Source organism: Streptomyces yokosukanensis (assembly GCF_001514035.1).
GTDB lineage: Bacteria > Actinomycetota > Actinomycetes > Streptomycetales > Streptomycetaceae > Streptomyces > Streptomyces yokosukanensis.
Window position 1 is genome coordinate 593,523 of the sequence record NZ_KQ948206.1, and the last position, 18,437, is coordinate 611,959.

The 18,437-nt window shown below is 71.1% G+C and carries 15 protein-coding genes; 5 read left to right on the forward strand and 10 right to left on the reverse strand.

From position 1 onward, the window contains the following. Positions 1–68: 68 nt before the first annotated feature. The 3 genes from AQI95_RS02680 to AQI95_RS02690 form a co-directional block, all read right to left on the reverse strand. On the reverse strand, positions 69–1,514 hold the full coding sequence (locus AQI95_RS02680) for an alpha/beta hydrolase (RefSeq protein WP_067116534.1): 1,446 nt from the start codon (positions 1,512–1,514) through the stop codon (positions 69–71). Positions 1,515–1,679: 165 nt separating this feature from the next. Then, the gene (locus tag AQI95_RS02685; RefSeq protein WP_067116537.1) at positions 1,680–2,504 is read right to left on the reverse strand and encodes a nucleotidyltransferase domain-containing protein; all 825 of its coding nucleotides are present in this window, start codon (positions 2,502–2,504) and stop codon (positions 1,680–1,682) included. A 214-nt stretch (positions 2,505–2,718) separates the two neighbouring features. Then, the gene (locus tag AQI95_RS02690) at positions 2,719–3,393 is read right to left on the reverse strand and encodes a Crp/Fnr family transcriptional regulator (RefSeq protein WP_018547939.1); all 675 of its coding nucleotides are present in this window, start codon (positions 3,391–3,393) and stop codon (positions 2,719–2,721) included. A gap of 275 nt (positions 3,394–3,668) precedes the next feature. On the opposite strand from AQI95_RS02690, the gene nth reads away from it, so the two are divergent. From nth to AQI95_RS02705, 3 genes are all read left to right on the forward strand, one after another. Then, positions 3,669–4,646, forward strand: coding sequence for an endonuclease III (gene nth / locus AQI95_RS02695; RefSeq protein ID WP_067116540.1), 978 nt, complete (start codon positions 3,669–3,671; stop codon positions 4,644–4,646). A gap of 54 nt (positions 4,647–4,700) precedes the next feature. After that, a complete protein-coding gene (locus AQI95_RS02700) occupies positions 4,701–5,396 on the forward strand; it encodes an NUDIX hydrolase (protein WP_067117046.1) in 696 nt (231 codons plus the stop codon). Positions 5,397–5,513: 117 nt separating this feature from the next. After that, positions 5,514–6,713 (forward strand): MarP family serine protease, encoded by a 1,200-nt coding sequence (locus AQI95_RS02705; protein ID WP_067116542.1) that lies wholly within the window; start codon positions 5,514–5,516, stop codon positions 6,711–6,713. Between the two features lie 25 nt (positions 6,714–6,738). On the opposite strand, the gene AQI95_RS48685 is transcribed toward AQI95_RS02705, so the two are convergent. The 6 genes from AQI95_RS48685 to AQI95_RS02730 all read right to left on the reverse strand — a co-directional run bounded on the left by AQI95_RS48685 (position 6,739) and on the right by AQI95_RS02730 (position 14,656). Next, positions 6,739–6,918 carry a hypothetical protein gene (locus tag AQI95_RS48685; protein WP_079071000.1) on the reverse strand — a complete coding sequence of 60 codons (180 nt, stop codon included), beginning with the start codon at positions 6,916–6,918 and terminating at the stop codon, positions 6,739–6,741. Between the two features lie 182 nt (positions 6,919–7,100). Then, a complete protein-coding gene (locus tag AQI95_RS02710; protein ID WP_067116545.1) occupies positions 7,101–8,033 on the reverse strand; it encodes an alpha/beta fold hydrolase in 933 nt (310 codons plus the stop codon). Further along, entirely contained in the window at positions 8,030–8,518 is a 489-nt protein-coding gene (locus tag AQI95_RS02715) for a phage holin family protein (RefSeq protein WP_067116548.1), read from the reverse strand. The genes AQI95_RS02710 and AQI95_RS02715 overlap by 4 nt, the downstream gene beginning before the upstream one ends. A gap of 105 nt (positions 8,519–8,623) precedes the next feature. Next, the gene (gene nhaA / locus AQI95_RS02720; protein WP_067116551.1) at positions 8,624–10,057 is read right to left on the reverse strand and encodes a Na+/H+ antiporter NhaA; all 1,434 of its coding nucleotides are present in this window, start codon (positions 10,055–10,057) and stop codon (positions 8,624–8,626) included. 205 nt (positions 10,058–10,262) lie between these two features. Continuing rightward, complete coding sequence (gene acs, locus AQI95_RS02725) at positions 10,263–12,218, reverse strand: acetate--CoA ligase (protein ID WP_067116554.1); 1,956 nt, start codon at positions 12,216–12,218, stop codon at positions 10,263–10,265. Positions 12,219–12,334: 116 nt separating this feature from the next. Beyond that, positions 12,335–14,656 carry a SulP family inorganic anion transporter gene (locus tag AQI95_RS02730; RefSeq protein WP_067116558.1) on the reverse strand — a complete coding sequence of 774 codons (2,322 nt, stop codon included), beginning with the start codon at positions 14,654–14,656 and terminating at the stop codon, positions 12,335–12,337. Between the two features lie 280 nt (positions 14,657–14,936). On the opposite strand from AQI95_RS02730, the gene AQI95_RS02735 reads away from it, so the two are divergent. Next, entirely contained in the window at positions 14,937–16,202 is a 1,266-nt protein-coding gene (locus tag AQI95_RS02735; RefSeq protein ID WP_067116561.1) for a polysaccharide deacetylase family protein, read from the forward strand. Between the two features lie 3 nt (positions 16,203–16,205). On the opposite strand, the gene AQI95_RS02740 is transcribed toward AQI95_RS02735, so the two are convergent. Beyond that, the gene (locus AQI95_RS02740) at positions 16,206–17,198 is read right to left on the reverse strand and encodes an ATP-binding protein (protein WP_208614049.1); all 993 of its coding nucleotides are present in this window, start codon (positions 17,196–17,198) and stop codon (positions 16,206–16,208) included. 101 nt (positions 17,199–17,299) lie between these two features. On the opposite strand from AQI95_RS02740, the gene AQI95_RS02745 reads away from it, so the two are divergent. Further along, the gene (locus tag AQI95_RS02745; protein ID WP_067116567.1) at positions 17,300–18,124 is read left to right on the forward strand and encodes a Fic family protein; all 825 of its coding nucleotides are present in this window, start codon (positions 17,300–17,302) and stop codon (positions 18,122–18,124) included. Positions 18,125–18,437: the final 313 nt, after the last annotated feature.

Consider the following 18,437-nt stretch of genomic DNA (forward strand, 5'->3'; position numbering starts at 1 on the left):
GACACGTCGGCGCGGAAAACCGTGACACCCCGCTGCCGTGACCTGCGTCACAGCAGCGGGGCCCTGGCCTACGGCGCCGGTGACGCCGGGCACGTGGCGTTCGCGGCCGGCAGCTTCCCCGTGAGCAGATAGCCGTTGCCGGCGCGGTCCATGCACGCGTTCCCGTCGAACAGGTACTGGCCGTGGTTGCCGCCGCCCGCGACGACGAGACGGGACGCGGACAGCGCCTTCTGCATGCGCCGCGCGCCCACGACCGGGGTCGCCGGGTCGTCCTCGGCCTGCAGCAGCAGGATCGGCGGCACCTTCACCGAACCGATCTTCACGGGCTTGGTCGCGGGGGCCTTCCAGTACGCGCAGGGCGCGCTGTACCAGGTGTTCAGCCAGGCGAACAGCGGGGCCTTGCGGGCGGCGGCCGCCGTGTCCCGGTGCCAGGCCGCCCAGTCGCGGGGCCAGGCGTCGTCCACGCAGTTGTAGGCGAGCCGGGCCGGGTCCACGGCGCCGGAGGCCAGCTGGTCGGTCGCGCCGAGCAGACCGCTCGCGTCCCCACGCCGGTAGTCCGAGACGTTCTGGGCCACGTCGCTCCAGAACTGGTCGGTGTACATGGCGGAGGCGAGCAGATCGTCCAGCTCGGCGCTGCCCGCGCGGCGGCCGGCGGGGTGGGCGGCCAGGTTCCTGCGGACGGCGTCCCATGTGGCCGACACCTTCGCCCGGCTGGTGCCCAGGTGGTAGGTCGCGTCCTTGTCGGCCGCCCACGCGAAGAACTGGTCGGCCCGGTGCTGGAGCGCCGGATCCTGCTCGAACTGCGCGCCGTAGGTGGAAACCGTCGGATCGACGACGCTGTCCAGAATCATGCGGCCGGTGTGCGCGGGGAACAGCGTCGCGTACGTCGCGCCGAGCCTCGTCCCGTACGAGTAGCCGAGGTAGTCCAGTTTGTCGCGGTGGAACGCGCCGCGGATCCGGTCCATGTCGCGGGCCGCGTTCGCGGTGGTCATGTACGGCAGCAGGTCCTCGGCGTGCGCGGAGCACTGCCCGGCGACCTTGCGGGCGACCGTGCGCCGCGCCTGTTCCTGGGCCGCGTTCACGGGGGTCGCCGGCGTGGCCGGATGCTTGATCAGCTTCGTCGTGTCCCCGCAGGAGACGGGGGTGCTGGCACCGACACCGCGCGGGTCGAAACTGACCACGTTGTACGCCGCGCCGACCTTCTCGGGCAACGAGGCCCACACCAACTTCTCCGTGCCGATGCCCGGTTCGCCCGGCCCGCCGGGGTTCACCACGAGGGTGCGCGGGGCGTTGAGATCGCCGATCATCGACAGGGTGAGCGTGATCTGCCGGCCGCCCGGCCTGGCGTAGTCGAGGGGCACCTTGAGGGTGGCGCAGTACGTGCCGCGCGGCGCTTGGGAGCCCGCGGGGCAGGTGGACCAGTGCAGGGCCGCGGGGCCGGTGTGCGCGGCGGCCGGCGCCGCGTGGGCCGCCTGCGGTCCGGCGAGGGCCACGAGCGCGAGAGCGGAGGTCACGGCCGCGCCGCGCCGGAGGAGGGGAGATGCTGGGCGGGTCACGTCTGTCTGCTGCCTTCCGGTCGATTCGCAGCTGCCGCAGGCAAGATGAGGCGGAGGGCGGGAGGGTTGTCCTGCGACGGGAGCGTGTTCCGGCCGACCTGGAAGCGGATCCGGGGGATCCGTTCAGTCCTGCGGACGTGGCGCCTTCACGCCGTGCACGCGCGCGTACTCCTCGGCGAGCCAGGGCCCGAGGTCGTCCACGTACGACCGCAGCACCTGGGGATCGCCGACGGGCTCCTGGCCGTACCGCGCCGCCGTGCGCAGCTGCTCGGCCCGCTCGGGGCAGTAGGCGCCGCACACCTCGGCCATCTCGCTCAGATCGCTGGTCCAGCCGTTCCAGCGGGGCATGACGAGGGTGAAGGCGGTGCGGACGAGATGCCGGGACATGAAGCGCACGAGGGGGCGCCGGGCCTCCTCGGAGTCCTCGGCGTCCGCGATCCGCTCCCGCCAGCGGGGCAGCCGCAGGGCCAGGTCGCCGTTGGTCTCGCGGGCGAGCAGGGAGTCGGGACGGTAGCGCGGCAGATACTCGGCGAGGTCGTCACCGAGCAGCGGGGTGCACAGACAGGCCACGAACCAGCCCAGGTTGTACCGCTCCAGCTCGCTCAGCAGCCGGCCTCGGCCGTACAGCAGCGTGCCGACGCCGTCGACCTGCGGGAACTCCTTGTCGACGGCCTCACCGAGTGCCCGTACGGCCTCCCGGTCGGCGTCGGTGGGCTCCTCCCGCAGCGCGACGAACAGGTCCAGATCGCTGCGGCCCACGCGCGCGGTGCCGCGCGGGATCGACCCGTAGAGGTAGGCGCTGTGCAGCCGCGCCCCGAAGAGATCCAGCAGCCGGTCGCGCGCTGCGGCGACGGCTGGGCGGAAGACGACGGGCACGCGCGCGAGGGAGCCTTCGCGCGCGATGAAGCCCTGGTCGTCGAGGCCGTGCGGGACGGGCGGTTCGGGCATGGGGCCACTGTGCCGCCTGCGGCACCGGCGGACACCCGAATTTCGTGCGCGCGCCGACCGGACACCCCGTCCGGCGTCCGGCGCCGGTCCGGCCCGAAGCAGGGTCCGGGGGGCGGCCGCCCCCCCGGGGGACCCCGGCTGGAGCGCACTCACCCAGGGACCCCAGCGCGAGCGCTCGGTCAGGGACCTTTGGGCGAGTGTTCGGCCAGGGGCCTCAGCGGGAGCGCTTGGCGAGCCTTTCCACGTCCAGCAGGATGACCGCGCGCGCCTCCAGGCGGAGCCACCCGCGCTGGGCGAAGTCCGCCAGCGCCTTGTTCACGGTCTCGCGCGAGGCACCGACCAGCTGGGCCAGCTCCTCCTGCGTGAGGTCGTGAACGACGTGGATGCCCTCTTCGGACTGCACGCCGAAGCGCCGCGAGAGGTCCAGCAGGGCGCGCGCCACGCGACCGGGGACGTCGGAGAAGACCAGGTCGGACATGGCGTCGTTGGTCTTGCGCAGACGGCGGGCGACGGCGCGCAGCAGCGCGGTGGCCACCTCGGGGCGGGCGTTCAGCCAGGGCTGGAGGTCGCCGTGGCCGAGACCGAGCAGTTTGACCTCGGTCAGCGCGGTCGCGGTGGCCGTGCGCGGGCCCGGGTCGAAGAGCGACAGCTCACCGATCAGCTCGCCGGGGCCGACGACGGCGAGCATGTTCTCGCGGCCGTCGGGGGAGGTGCGGTGCAGCTTGACCTTGCCCTCGGTGACGACGTACAGCCGGTCCCCGGGGTCGCCCTCGTGGAACAGGGAGTCGCCGCGTGCGAGGGTCACCTCACTCATGGAGGCGCGAAGCTCCGCGGACTGCTCGTCGTCGAGAGCCGCGAAGAGCGGGTTGCGCCGCAGAACGTCGTCCACGAGTTCTCTCCTTGTAGACCTGCTCAGGGGATCTTGCTCCCCCGTGTGCCAGGGGACCGTGTTCCCCATTTTGCCGGACGGTCCAAACAGTGTGATCTGTCACAAGGATGCCGCACAGGTGTCCTGAGGTAAGCGTCAGGGGTCCAATCGGGGGCCGATCTTCCGGGTCCGGAGCGGATGTCGGTGCCGGGCTTTAGGCTGGCCGGGTGTCCAAATCGCCGGTGAGAGCACAGGCCTAGGGGGCTTAGCGGGTGGATGTACGTCGCGTTTCCGCTGTGGGCGAACAGAGCTCCGGCGATGGTGAGAAAACCGGAAAAACGGTAAAAAGGGTCGCCGCGAAGAAGGCTGTGCCCGCGAAGAAGGCGGCGCCCGTCAAGAAGGCCGTGCCCGTCAAGAGGGCCGCGAAGAAGGCGGCGCCCGCCGAGAAGGCCACGAAGGCGGCCGCGCCCGCCGAGAAGGCCGCCGCGAAGCCCGCGGCGCGGGAGTCCCGCACCGCCCTGGTCCGCCGTGCCCGCCGTATCGACCGCGAGCTGGCCGAGGTGTATCCGTACGCCCACCCCGAACTGGACTTCGAGAACCCCTTCCAGCTGCTGGTCGCCACCGTGCTGTCGGCCCAGACCACCGACCTGCGCGTCAACCAGACGACCCCCGCGCTCTTCGCCGCGTACCCGACCCCCGAGGACCTGGCCGCCGCCGATCCGGAAGCGGTCGAGGAGATCCTGCGCCCCTGCGGGTTCTTCCGGGCCAAGACCAGGTCCGTCATAGGGCTCTCCAGGGCCCTGATCGAGGACTTCGGCGGTGAGGTGCCGGGGCGGCTGGAGGACCTGGTCAAGCTGCCCGGCGTCGGCCGCAAGACCGCCTTCGTCGTGCTCGGCAACGCCTTCGGACGGCCCGGGATCACCGTCGACACCCACTTCCAGCGGTTGGTGCGGCGCTGGCGGTGGACGGACGAGACCGATCCCGACAAGATCGAGGCCGCCGTCGGCGCGCTGTTCCCGAAGAGCGACTGGACCGATCTGTCCCACCACGTGATCTGGCACGGCCGCCGGATCTGCCACGCCCGCAAGCCCGCCTGCGGCGCCTGCCCGATCGCGCCGCTCTGCCCGGCCTACGGCGAGGGCGAGACCGACCCCGAGAAGGCGCAAAAGCTCCTGAAGTACGAGAAGGGCGGCTTCCCCGGCCAGCGGCTCAAGCCCCCGCAGGCCTACCTGGACGCGGGCGGCAAGGCGGCCCCGCCACTGGGGGCCGCGTGACGGAACGATCTCGGGGCCCTCGGGCGTTGGACGGACTGAGCGACGGGGGTGGCGATGGCGAAGGCCAGTGAGACGCGGGGCGGCGCGGTGGCACTCAGCAAGGAGGGGCTCCCGCAGTGGCTGGCACCCGTGGTGCGGGCCGCCGAGACGGTCGAGCCGATCCAGCTGAGCCGCTTCCTGCCGCCGGAGAACGGCTCGGGCCGGCAGTCGGCCGTGCTGATCCTGTTCGGCGAGGGCGAGGGCGGCCCGGAGCTGCTGCTGATCGAGCGCGCCGGCTCGCTGCGCTCGCACGCCGGGCAGCCGTCCTTCCCTGGCGGCGCGCTCGACCCCGAGGACGGCGACCCGCACACCGACGGACCGCTCAGAGCCGCGCTGCGCGAGGCCGAGGAGGAGACCGGCCTCGACCCGTCCGGCGTCCAGCTCTTCGGTGTGCTGCCCGCGCTGTACATCCCGGTCAGCCGTTTCGTCGTCACGCCCGTGCTCGGCTGGTGGCGCGAGCCCAGCCCGGTCGACGTCGTCGATCCGAACGAGACGGCGCGGGTCTTCACCGTCCCCGTGGCGGATCTCACGGACCCCGCCAACCGCGCCACGGCCGTCCACCCCAGCGGACACCGAGGCCCGGCATTCCTGGTCGAATCGGCCCTGGTCTGGGGATTCACGGCCGGAGTGATCGACCGCCTGCTGCATTTCGCGGGCTGGGAGCGCCCCTGGGACAGGGAGAAGCAGGTCCCACTCGACTGGCGGTCATGACAGGGTGTCCACCGTGCTGTCTTTCCCGGGGGACACCCTGTCCTCTTGCCACCGCGTGGCGGGCCGGACCCCCGTCCGAGCTGTGGGGACCGGAGTGAGTAGGCGAGGCCTCAAGCAGTGAACGTGCTGGACATCCTGTTGCTGGTCGCGGCGGTGTGGTTCGCGGTCGTCGGGTACCGCCAGGGCTTCGTCGTCGGCATCCTGTCGGTGATCGGTTTCCTGGGCGGTGGCCTCGTCGCGGTGTACGCGCTGCCCGTGATCTGGGACGCCGTGACCGACAACGCGGACGTCGGCACCACCGCCGCCGTGGTCGCCGTGGTCGTCGTCATCGTCTGCGCCTCCGTCGGCCAGGCCCTGACCACCCACCTCGGCAACAAGCTCCGCCGGTACATCACCTGGTCCCCGGCCCGCGCCCTGGACGCCACCGGCGGCGCCCTGGTCAACGTCGTCGCGATGCTGCTGGTGGCCTGGCTGATCGGATCCGCCCTCGCCGGCACCACCCTGCCCACGCTCGGCAAGGAGGTCCGCGGCTCCAAGGTGCTCCTCGGTGTCTCCCGGGCGCTGCCCGCGCAGGCCGACACCTGGTTCGCGGACTTCTCCTCCGTCCTCGCGCAGAACGGCTTCCCGCAGGTCTTCAGCCCGTTCGACAACGAGCCGATCAAGGACGTCCAGCCGCCCGACCCGGCCCTCGCGAACAGCCAGGTCGCCCTGCGCGCCCAGCGCTCCATCGTGAAGGTGACCGGGACCGCCGAGAGCTGCGGCAAGGTCCTGGAGGGCACCGGCTTCGTCTTCGCCGACCGCCGGGTCATGACCAACGCGCATGTCGTCGGCGGCGTCGACGCGCCCACCGTGCAGATAGGCGGCAAGGGCCGCAGGTACGACGCCAAGGTCGTCCTGTACGACTGGAAGCGCGACATCGCCGTGCTCGACGTGCCCGACCTGAGGGCGCACGCCCTGAGGTTCTCCCCCGCCGACGCGGCCGGCGGTGACGGCGCGATCGTCGCGGGCTTCCCGGAGAACGGCTCGTACGACGTGCGCGCCGCGCGTGTGCGCGGGCGCATCACGGCCAACGGCCCGGACATCTACCACCGTGGCACCGTTCGCCGCGACGTCTACTCGCTGTACACGACCGTCCGTCAGGGCAACTCGGGCGGCCCGCTGCTCACCCCCGACGGCCGGGTGTACGGCGTGGTGTTCGCCAAGTCCCTCGACGACGCCGAGACCGGCTACGCGCTCACGGCGGACGAGATCCAGCCCGACGTCGAGCGGGGACGTACGGCGAACGAGCAGGTGGGTACGGACAGCTGCGCCCTGTGACCCTCCGGGAGGAGGTGCCGCGGGTTCAGCCGCGCGGGTGACGCAGGCGCACCGAGACCCAGCGGGCCCGGCGGCGCAGGATGCGCGGGATCCCCACGCGGAGGTCCCCTTCCGCGAGTTGTGGATTGCCTCGCTGAGGCGTGCTCGGACCCGAGGTCGAGCGGCGGTTGCGGGGTGCGTCACTGTAGTCGTGCGTCCAGCCCATACCCCGACGTGTGCCCCTGCCCGAAGGTCGATAACCGCCTGAGCGCCGCCCAATTGGCCTATGCGGCAGGCATGTGGCCGTTCGAGGGACAAGTGTTCACGATCCGGATACTCCACGCATCGAACCCGTCACAGCGCGATCACACTTGTGCGCCGGCACGCACCCGTGGTCGCCGGTCCGCGTCACCTGTCCGGCTCGGGATCCTTCAGCCAGTTGACCAGCTCCGTGGAGAACGCCGCCGGGTCCTCCTCGTGCGGGAAGTGGCCGAGACCGTCGAACAGGCGCCAGCGGTACGGCGCTTCGACGTACTCGCCCGAACCGGCCGCGCTGCGCGTGCGGGTCACCGGATCCAGCGAGCCGTGCAGATGCAGTGTCGGCACCCGTACGGGGCGCTTCATCCGGCGGTTGAACTGGATGCCGTCCGGGCGGGCCAGCGAGCGCACCAGCCAGCGGTAGGGCTCGATCGCGCAGTGCGCGGTCGACGGGATGCACATGGCCCGCTGGTAGGTCTCCACCGCCTCGTCGTCCGGCAGCTGCGGCCCGGACCATTCCCGGAGCAGCCGGCCCACCATCGCCCCGTCGTCCGCGGTGAGTTGACGTTCCGGGATCCACGGCCGCTGGAAGCCCCAGATGTAGGAGTTGGCGGCCGTCTGCCGGGCGTCGCGCAGCATCGCCGCGCGCCAGCGCCGGGGATGGGGCATCGACACCACGGCGAGGCGCCGGACGAGCTTGGGTCGCATCGCCGCCGCCGTCCACGCCAGATAGCCGCCGAGGTCGTGGCCGACCAGTGCCGCGTCCGGCTCGCCGAGCGAGCGGATGACGCCGGTGACGTCGAGGGCGAGGTTGGCGGGGTCGTACCCGCGGGGCGTGCGGTCGCTGCCGCCGACGCCCCGCAGGTCCATCGCCACCGCCCGGTAGCCCGCGTCCGCGAGCGCGACCAGCTGGTGCCGCCAGGTCCACCAGAACTGCGGGAAGCCGTGCAGGAGCAGCACCAGGGGGCCGTCGCCGAGTTCGGCGATGTGAAAGCGCGCGCCGTTCGCGGCGACGTCCCTGTGCGTGACCTTCTTCCCGTGGGGAAGGTCGATCCGTACGGCCGAAGGGGCGGGGTCGGTCATGACTGTGAGCGTGCCACAGACTCGATGGCCGCGGGGGACCGGTCCTCGGGCAGCTCCGCGCGCGGGTGCGGCCTGGCGTTCTGCAGCACGCCCGCCGTCTCCTTCACCGACGCGGCCACCTTCTGCGGGCCCTGGCCCTTCTTGGCCTTCTTCGCGAAGACCAGTCCGATGATCCCGAGGAGGACGGCGAGGAGCACGTCGGCCGCGAAGGACAGCACGAAGCAGATCGCCAGGTTCCAGTGGCTCCAGGTGCGGATGCCGTAGGCGAGGGCGAAGTTGAGCATCGGCAGGGAGAAGACGAGCAGCACCACGGCCGCGATGAACGCGCCGCCGCTGAGCGCGCCGCGCCTCACGTCCTGCTTCAGCTGGGCCTTGGCCAGCGCGATCTCGTCGTGCACCAGCGCCGACATCTCGGTCGTCGCCGAGGCGAACAGCTGGCCGATGCTGCGTTCGGCGCCGACCGGGCTGCCGTCGGGTGCGCTCATCGCGTTCTCCCTCAGAGGTTTCTCGTGCCGCAGGCGTGCCGCGCCGCCGTGGGCGGGCGGCGGTCCTGCTCGTGCGGCCGTCTTGTTTTGTACCGTCTCGTCAGATCATGCCGGACGGTCGCCCTGCTCGCCTGCCCCGCCCGGTACTTCCGCAAGCCCGTGGCGCGCCATGGCCGCCCGCTCGGCGGCGATCCGGCGGTGTTCGGCGGCCTTGCGCTCGTGGATCGCGGCCATGCGCAGGTGATAGGCCGGGTCGTCCTGCTCGTAGATGTCCGGGATGCCGTCGAGGTCCTCGTCGCGGTTCTCTTCCTCGCACAGCCTGCGGTACTTGGCGTTGCGTATCTTCAGCAGCACCGTCGCACACGCCGCCGCCAGCAGTGACCCGGTCAGGACGGCCGCCTTGACCTCGTCGGTGAGGACGGTGTCGCCCGCGAAGGCGAGTTCGCCGATGAGCAGGGAGACGGTGAAGCCGATGCCGGCGAGGCAGGCCACCGCGAAGACGTCTCCCCAGGCGAGGTCCTCGCTGAGGGAGGCGCGGGTGAAGCGGGCGGTGAGCCAGGTGCCGCCGAATATGCCGAGCGTCTTGCCGATGAGGAGCCCCAGCACCACACCGAGCGTCTCGGGCTTGGTGAAGACGTCCCCGAGCGCGCCCCCGGACACCTTCACACCGGCGCTGAACAGCGCGAAGACCGGTACGGCGAGTCCGGCGGACAGAGGCCGCACCAGATGCTCGATGTGCTCGCCCGGCGAGTGCTGCTCGCCCTCCCGGGTGGTGCAGCGCAGCATCAGGCCCATTGCCACACCGGCGATGGTGGCGTGCACGCCGCTGTTGTACATCAGCGCCCAGATCACGACGGCGAGCGGCACGTACACGTACCAGCCGCGCACGCCCTTGCGCAGCAGCAGCCAGAAGACGGCCAGTGCGGCGACGGCTCCGCCGAGCGCGGGGAAGTTGATCCGGTCGGTGAAGAAGATCGCGATGATCAGGATCGCGAACAGGTCGTCGACGACGGCGAGGGTGAGCAGGAAGGCGCGCAGCGAGCTGGGCAGGGAGGTGCCGATGACCGCGAGGACGGCGAGCGCGAAGGCGATGTCGGTGGCGGTGGGTACCGCCCAGCCCTGTGTCGAGCCGTGCCCGGTGAGGTTGGTGAGGGTGTACACGAGCGCCGGTACGGCCATGCCGCACAGCGCGGCCACCACGGGCAGGACGGCCGCCCTGGGTTCGCGCAGGTCCCCGGCGACCAGTTCGCGCTTCAGCTCGATACCGGCGACGAAGAAGAACACCGCGAGCAGGCCGTCGGCGGCCCAGTGGGCCATGGAGAGGTTCAGGCCGAGCGCGCCGGGGCCCAGGTGGAAGTCCGCGACCGTCTCGTAGCTGTGGCGGAGGGCGGGGATGTTCGCCCATGTCAGCGCGGCCACGGCGGCGAGGAGGAGCAGGACGCCGCCGACGGTCTCCGTGCGCAGCGCGTCCGCCACGAAGGCCCGCTCGGGCAGGGACAGGCGTCCGAGGAGCTTGCGGGGGGTGCGGGGCGCGGTCACGGGAAGACCTCCGGTGGGTAGGCAGGACGGCTCACATGCCGACCAGACTTCCCGGCGCACCCTTGTCGCGCTCTTGACGCTTTACTTAGCTTACCTAAGGTTGGCCGATGGCTCAAAGGGCACGGTCCGGGACCGGTGATCTTCACGGTAGACGCAAAAGGGGCACCCGGCCCGTCGGCCGGGTGCCCCCTCGGGGTGCTGCGGGTCAGTCCTCGCTGGGCGCCGCCGGCAGCTTGGCCTGGATGAAGTCCATGACCGTGGAGTCCGTCAGCGTGGTGACGTCACCGAGCTGGCGGTTCTCGGCCACATCGCGCAGCAGACGGCGCATGATCTTGCCGGAGCGGGTCTTGGGCAACTCGGCCACCGGCAGGATCCGCTTGGGCTTGGCGATCGGGCCGAGCGTGGCGCCCACGTGGTCGCGCAGCTCGCCGACGAGCCCCTCGCTCTCGGCGGCCGTGCCACGCAGGATCACGAACGCGACGATGGCCTGGCCGGTGGTCTCGTCGGCGGCGCCGACGACGGCCGCCTCGGCCACCGACGGGTGGGAGACGAGCGCCGACTCCACCTCGGTGGTGGAGATGTTGTGCCCGGACACCAGCATCACGTCGTCCACCCGGCCCAGCAGCCAGATGTCGCCGTCGTCGTCCTTCTTCGCGCCGTCACCGGCGAAGTACTTGCCCTTGAATCGGGACCAGTAGGTGTCGATGAACCGCTGGTCGTCGCCCCAGATGGTGCGCAGCATCGACGGCCACGGCTCGGTCAGCACCAGATAGCCGCCACCGCCGTCGGGCACCTCGTGCGCCTCGTCGTCGACGACCGTCGCGCTGATGCCGGGCAGCGGGCGCTGCGCCGAGCCGGGCTTGGCCTCGGTGACGCCGGGCAGCGGCGAGATCATCATCGCGCCGGTCTCGGTCTGCCACCAGGTGTCCACGACGGGCGTCCTGTCGGCGCCGATGTGCTTGCGGTACCAGACCCATGCCTCGGGGTTGATCGGCTCGCCCACGGACCCCAGGACCCGCAGGCTGCTGAGGTCGAACTTGGCGGGGATGTCGTCGCCCCACTTCATGAACGTCCGGATCGCCGTCGGCGCGGTGTAGAGGATCGTGACGCCGTACTTCTGCACGATCTCCCAGAACCGGCCCTGGTGCGGGGTGTCCGGCGTGCCCTCGTACATGACCTGGGTCGCGCCGTTGGCGAGTGGGCCGTACACGATGTACGAGTGGCCGGTGACCCAGCCGACGTCGGCCGTGCACCAGTACACGTCCGTCTCCGGCTTGAGGTCGAAGACCGCCCAGTGGGTGTACGCGGCCTGGGTGAGGTAGCCGCCCGAGGTGTGCAGGATGCCCTTCGGCTTACCCGTGGTGCCCGAGGTGTAGAGGATGAACAGCGGGTGCTCCGCCTCGAACGCCTCCGGGGTGTGCTCGGCCGACTGGCGCCCGACCAGGTCGTGCCACCAGACGTCCCGCTCGCCGTTCCAGGCCACCTCCTGGCCGGTACGGCGCACCACCAGTACATGCTCGACGTTGTCGACCTTGGTGATCGCCTCGTCCACGGCCGGCTTCAGCGCGGACGGCTTGCCGCGGCGGTAGCCGCCGTCGGAGGTGATGACGACCTTGGCGTCCGCGTCCTTGATCCGGGTCGCGAGGGCGTCCGCCGAGAACCCGCCGAAGACCACCGAGTGCGCGGCGCCGATGCGGGCCGAGGCCAGCATCGCGATCGCGGTCTCGGGAATCATCGGCATGTAGATGGCGACCCGGTCGCCCTTGCGGACACCCAGCTCCAGCAGGGCGTTGGCCGCTTTGGAGACCTCGTCCTTCAGCTCCGCGTAGGTGATCGAGCGGCTGTCGCCCGGCTCGCCCTCGAAGTGGATGGCGACACGGTCCCCGAGGCCGGCGTCCACATGCCGGTCCACGCAGTTGTACGCGACGTTCAGCTCGCCGTCCTTGAACCACTTCGCGAAGGGCGGGTTCGACCAGTCCAGCGTCTCCTGCGGCTCCTTCGCCCAGGTCAGGCGGCGGGCCTGCTCGGCCCAGAAGCCGAGCCTGTCAGCCTTGGCCTGTTCGTACGCCTCCGCGGTGACGTTGGCATGCGCGGCCAGGTCGGCGGGCGGCGCGAACCTGCGTTCTTCCTTCAGCAGGTTGGCCAGGCTCTCGTTGCTCACGACATCTCCCTTTCCCGGGGTGTCCGTTGTGTCCTGTGCCACACCTCATCAGACGAGGGGCGTCGATGACAAGAGCCCTCGGCGAAATTGGTTTAGACCTATCCGGGAATGGCCGTTCACACCGGACGGCGCGGCTCCTCCGCCGCACCTTCTTCCTCTCTCACGTCCTCGAACACCTTCCCGGTTCGCCCGAGCAGATATGTCTTCGCCTCGCCTGCGTGGAAATACATTCCGCGCAGCTCCAGCGCCCCGGCCGCCAGCGCCCGCGCGACCGGGACGTGCGCCCGCAGATGCTCCAGTTGCTGGACCACGTTGGTCAGGCACAGCTCCTCCACCGCGTCGGCGGGCCCCCGACCGGCCGGCCGGGGGCGGGTGTGCCGGTCGTCGGCCATCCGCTCCAGGCTCGGCAGGCCGTGCCGGAGCCACCGCCTCAGCGGCGTCGCCGCACCCGGGGGCTCGGCGGTCAGCAGCGCCTGCACCGCCCCGCACCCGGAGTGCCCGCACACCGTGACGGACCGCACCTTCAGTACGTCCACGGCGTACTCGACGGCGGCCGCCACCGAGTCGTCACCGTGCTCCTCGCCCGGCGGCGGCACCAGATTGCCGACATTGCGCACGACGAACAGGTCGCCGGGGGCGCTGGAAGTGATCAGCGAGGGGGAGAGCCGGGAGTCGGCGCAGGTGAGGAAGAGCTGTGTGGGCCGCTGCCCCTCCCGTGCGAGCCGCGTCGGCTCCGCCCGCACCGGCGAGGCGGTGCTGCCGTGGAACGAGCCGATCCCGTGGGCGAGTTCTCGTCCCGCCTTCCGGTCGGCCGGGGCGGCGGCCGTTTCCGGGAAGCAGGACCGGTGATCGCGCCAGGGCGTCCACGGACGGCAGCGGCACCGGGCGGGCGGGGGCGGCCCGGCGGTCCGGATCCCGCCGCGCCGGCCCGACAACTCGGCCGTACCGCCTCGCGCGATGTGGGCGCCCCGCCAGTCCTGCAGCGACTCGTACGCCGCGTGGTCCATGAACGAACCGTCCAACTCCACGACGGCGTGGGCACCTTGGGGTACGAGATGCAGGGCTCGGCTGAGCCGGGGCACCGCGAGGAACGTCAACTGACCTCGGACACGTACGTGATGGACTCCTCCCTTCTCTTCATGGGTGATGCGGGTGCGGGCGAGGCGGTGCAGGGCGAGGGCGACCGCCACGGCGACCCCGAGGAGCACGCCCTGAAGGACGCCGAGGAGTGCCACGCCGAGTGCGGTCGCGGCGTAGACCGGCACTTCGCGGTGGCGCGTCACCGTGCGGATGTGGTGCAGGGACACCATCTGGATGCCGACGGCCATCACCAGGGCGGCGAGGGAGGCGAGCGGGATCTCCCGAAGGATCGGGACCATCAGCAGCGCGGCGACTACTACGAGAACGCCGTGCAGCATCGTGGAGTTCCGGCTCAGGGCACCGGAGTTCACGTTCGCGGTGCTGCGTACGGCCACCCCCGCGACCGGCAGTCCACCGAGCGCCCCGGAGACGATGTTGGCGGCGCCCTGGCCCAGCAGCTCCCGGTCGAGGTCGGCGCGGCCGACGCGGGCGACAGGGCCGGGGCGGGCCGCGACCAGCTTGTCCACGGCCACCGCGCCGAGCAGTGACTGCACGCTGCACACCAGGGTGGTGGTGAGCGCGGCGGCGGCGAGGCCGAGCGTCGGGCCCTCGGGCAGGCCGGCCAGGGCGTGGCTGTGCCAGGACGGCAGATCGACCCGGGGCAGGGCCAGACCGGTGAGCGCGGCCGTCGCGGTCGCCCCGGCCACGGCCACGAGGGCGGCCGGCACCCGCCGCAGCAGCCGGCCGGCCCGGCCCGGCAGGCGGGGCCACGACAGCAGCAGGACGAGCGTCAGCGCGCTCATCGAGACGGCGGCCGGATGCAGGTCGGCCAACTGGGCGGGCAGCGCCCGCAGATTGGCGAGGACGGAGCTGTCAGGGCTGCCGCCGAGAACGATGTGCAACTGGGCGACGGCAATGGTGATGCCGATCCCGGCGAGCATGCCGTGCACCACGGCAGGGCTGACCGCGAGCGCTCCGCGCGCCACCCGCAGCCGGCCGAGACCGAGCTGGGCGAGTCCGGCGAGGACGGTGATGCCGCAGGTCGTCCGCCAGCCGTAGCGGTGGATCAGGTCGGCGGTGACCACGGTGAGCCCGGCGGCGGGGCCGCTGACCTGGAGCGGGCAGCCGCCGAGCCGGCCGGCGACGATCCCGCCCACGGCGGCGGCGACCAGACCGGCCTGGAGCGGGGCGCCGGTGGCCAGGGCGATACCGAGAGACAGCGGCAGGGCGATCAGGAAGACCGCGACGGACGCGGACAGGTCGGCGCCCGCCACGGGCAAGCGGTTCCTCCGGCCCGGGGGCGGGCCGTGCGGTGGATGCGGGTGCTGGTGGGGGTGTGGGAGTGCGGGGGCTGACATGGTCCTGTCTCCTCCAGGGCGGCACGGTCGCGGACTGGGCGGGATGGATCAACGTCGGTCAACGAATCGTAATGAACCGTAAAGACAATCCATAACTTTTCGGGGCAAAAGGACCAGTCGATCCCACGCATGAGTGAACTAATCATTTGATCGGCTTGTCGTACTAATTCCTTCTCGCTTCCGTGCGACCTTGACGACGCTGCCGGTGCAATCCCGGCGTATCGCCAGAAACCGGCCCTCATCAGCGCGTGCCTGAGAGAAGGAAGAAGGTGGGCGGAGCATGACCGCCACCCAGAGGATCGCCGTCGGCGTCGTGATCGCCGCGGCCTGCGTCTCGTCGCTCGCCGGTTGCTCGACCGGCTCCCACGGTTCGAAGGAAGGGGTGTCCGGCCCGCAGGAGGGGGCTCCGGCGCCTCGGAGTGTGCTCCGGCTGATCGGTGACGGATCCACCGCGTTCACCGGCTCACAGCCGTATCTGCCCAGACCCGAGCGGCTGAAGCCCGGCCAGAAGCCGCCGCAGTTCGTGGTGTTCTCCTGGGACGGCGCGGGCGAGGACAGCCAGAAGCTGTTCTCCCGCTTCCGCGCGGTCGCCAAGGAGAACAACGCGACCATGACGTACTTCCTCAGCGGCGTCTACATGCTGCCGGAGGACAAGCGCGACCAGTACAAGCCGCCGGAACACTCGCCGGGAAGTTCCGACATCGGCTTCAACGACGAGAAGGGGATCGCCGACACCGTCGAGCAGGCACGGCTGGCCTGGCTGGAGGGCAACGAGATCGGCACCCACTTCAACGGCCACTTCTGCGGGCCCGACGGCGGGGTCGGCACCTGGTCGGTGGACGAGTGGAAGAGCGAGATCGCCCAGGCCAAGCAGTTCGTGAAGAACTGGAAGACCAACACCGGCATGACCAAGTCGGCCCCGCTTCCCTTCGACTACGACAAGGAGTTGATCGGCGCCCGCACCCCCTGTCTGGAGGGGCAGCACAACTTCATGAAGGCGGCCCGCGAGTTGGGCTTCCGCTACGACTCCAGCGGGGTCAACGAACAGGTCTGGCCCAAGAAGAAGCACGGCTTGTGGGACCTGTCGATGCAGCTGGTGCCCTTCCCCGGTCACACCTTTGAGCAGTTGACCATGGACTACAACTTCATGGTCAACCAGTCCGGGACCAAGACCCAGGGCGACCCGGACAAGTTCGAGTACTGGGGCGACCAGATGCGCGACGGCCTCGTCAAGGGCTTCTACCGGGCCTACGACGGCAACCGCGCGCCGATGGTCATCGGCAACCACTTCGAGTCCTGGAACGGCGGCACCTACATGCGTGCCGTCGAGGAGGCGGTGAAGGAGGTGTGCAACAAGCCCGACGTGCGTTGTGTGTCCTTCCATCAGCTGGTCGACTGGCTGGACGCCCAGGACCCGAAGGTCCTTCGGGAGCTGCGCACCCTGCAGGTGGGCCAGGCGCCCCGGCAGGGCTGGGCGTCCTTCCTGTCCGGCCGCCCGGCCCCGGCACCGAAGGGCGTGCCCGGGGCGCCGGCGATCCAGCAGTAGGCGTCACGCGGGAGTGGTCACGCCCGCGCCGACGTCCTCGCTGAGCACGAAGCCGGGATCGACCTGTGCGGCCAGGTCGGCCCCGGTCCGCTCATTGCCCCACGCCTCGGCGTTCTTCAGGTGGAAGTGCACCATCTGGCGGGTGTAGCGCTCCCAGTCCCGCAGCTCGTACGTGGCGTCCGCGGTGGCCCGCAGGGTCTGCAGGGCGCGGGCGTTGGCCTCCTCCAGGAGGTCGAACCGGGGCGGCCGGCCCTTCTCCATGGCACGCACCCAGTCCGAGCGCCCGACGGTCACGAGCAGGTCGTCCCCGACCTCCGCGCGCAGGAAGTCGATGTCGTCCTGTTCCTGGATCTTGTTGCCGACGACCTTCAGGGTGACGCCGAAGTCGCGGGCGTACTCCTTGTACTGGCGATAGACGGAGACCCCCTTCCGGGTCGGCTCGGCGACGAGGAACGTCATGTCGAAGCGGGTGAACATGCCGGATGCGAAGGAGTCCGAACCCGCGGTCATGTCGACCACGACGTACTCGTCGGGGCCGTCGACGAGGTGGTTCAGGAACAGCTCCACCGCTCCCGTCTTGGAGTGGTAGCAGGCGACCCCCAGGTCGGCGTCCGTGAAGGGGCCCGTGACCATCAAACGGACGGCGCCGCCGTCGAGTTCCACCGGCCGCGCACAGGCGTCGTAGACCGGATTGGGCTCCCGCACCCGGACCAGCCGCGAGCCCTCGCCGGGCGGGGTGGTCTTGATCATCGTGGCGGTGGAGTGGATGCGCGGGTTGGTGCCGCGCAGATGGTCCTTGATCAGGGGCAGCCGTTCGCCCATGGCGGGCAGTGCGGCCGCCTCCGTCTCGTCGAGGCCGAGCGCGGGTCCGAGGTGCTGGTTGATGTCCGCGTCGATGGCGACCACCGGGGCACCGGTGGCCGCGAGGTGGCGGACGAAGAGGGAGGAGAGCGTGGTCTTGCCGCTGCCGCCCTTCCCGACGAAAGCAATTTTCATGTTCACCAAGCGTAGTCAGTTGGTAGCTATATGTGTCAGGGGGGAGTGAAGAAGACCACTCCTTCGAGGGGTCGGCCGATGAGGTGCGTAGGGTCGTACTCATGAGTACGACAGGCGCGAACGCCGACCCGCTCGCGGCCCTGGGCTCGTTGCCCGGTGTGGCCCACTCCGTGGAGTCCGTGCGCAAGGCTGTGGACCGGGTCTACGGGCACCGGGTCATGCGGCGCCGCAGCACCGAGATCACCGGCGAGGCGGCCCTGCGCGCCGCCCGCGGCTCCGCGGCGCTGTCCGGCGCCGACTGGGCCCTGGAGGAGGTGCGGCGACGCACCGACTTCGGCGCCGACGCCGAAGCGCGCGTCATGGGAGCCGCCCTCAGGCTGTCGGCCGAGGCGGGGCAGCTGCTGTCCATCTGGCGGCAGTCGCCCCTGCGGGTGCTGGCCCGGCTGCATCTGGTGGCCGCGGCGGGCCAGGGCGACGAGGTCGGCCGGCCGCGCCAGGCCGGTGAGGCGGTGGACGAGCCACTGATCGAGCTGCCGCTGCCGGGCGCCCAGGAGGTCTCCGGCCGGCTGGAGGGGCTCGCTGACCTGATCGTGGCCGGAACGTCCGCGCCCGCGCTGGTGACGGCCGCCGTGGTGCACGGCGAACTGCTCGCGCTGCGGCCCTTCGTGTCCCACAACGGCCTGGTCGCGCGCGCGGCGGAGCGGATCGTGCTGATCGGCAGCGGTCTGGACCCGAAAGCCGTCTGCCCGGCCGAGGTCGGCCATGCCGAACTGGGCCGCGCCTCCTACCTGGCGGCGCTGGACGGATACGTCTCCGGCACCCCCGAGGGCGTGGCGGCCTGGATCGGCCACTGCGCCAGGGCGATCGAGCTGGGCGCACGCGAGTCGACGGCGGTGTGCGAGGCCCTGCAGCGCGGCGCGGCCTGAGGCCGTGACTCGCCGGTGGACGGCGGGAGGCGGCGGGACATGAGTTGCGGCGGTACGAGTACTCGTACCGCCGCTGGCATGCTCACCGGGTTACCAAGCGTCCTCGATATGTGCCCATCAGGCCGGGGAACTTTGCCCGTCACCTGGTGCGGCTGGCCCGTAATCGACGGGTCGACGTCGCGTGGGTGCCCAATATCCATGCGGGGTCCGTGTGGCCAAGTGCGTAGTGGTAGGTGATCCTCTCGGATGTCCTTTGGTCTCGCGGGCCTAGGTTCTTTCTACCGCGACCCCGGAGGAAGCGGAACCCCTACCT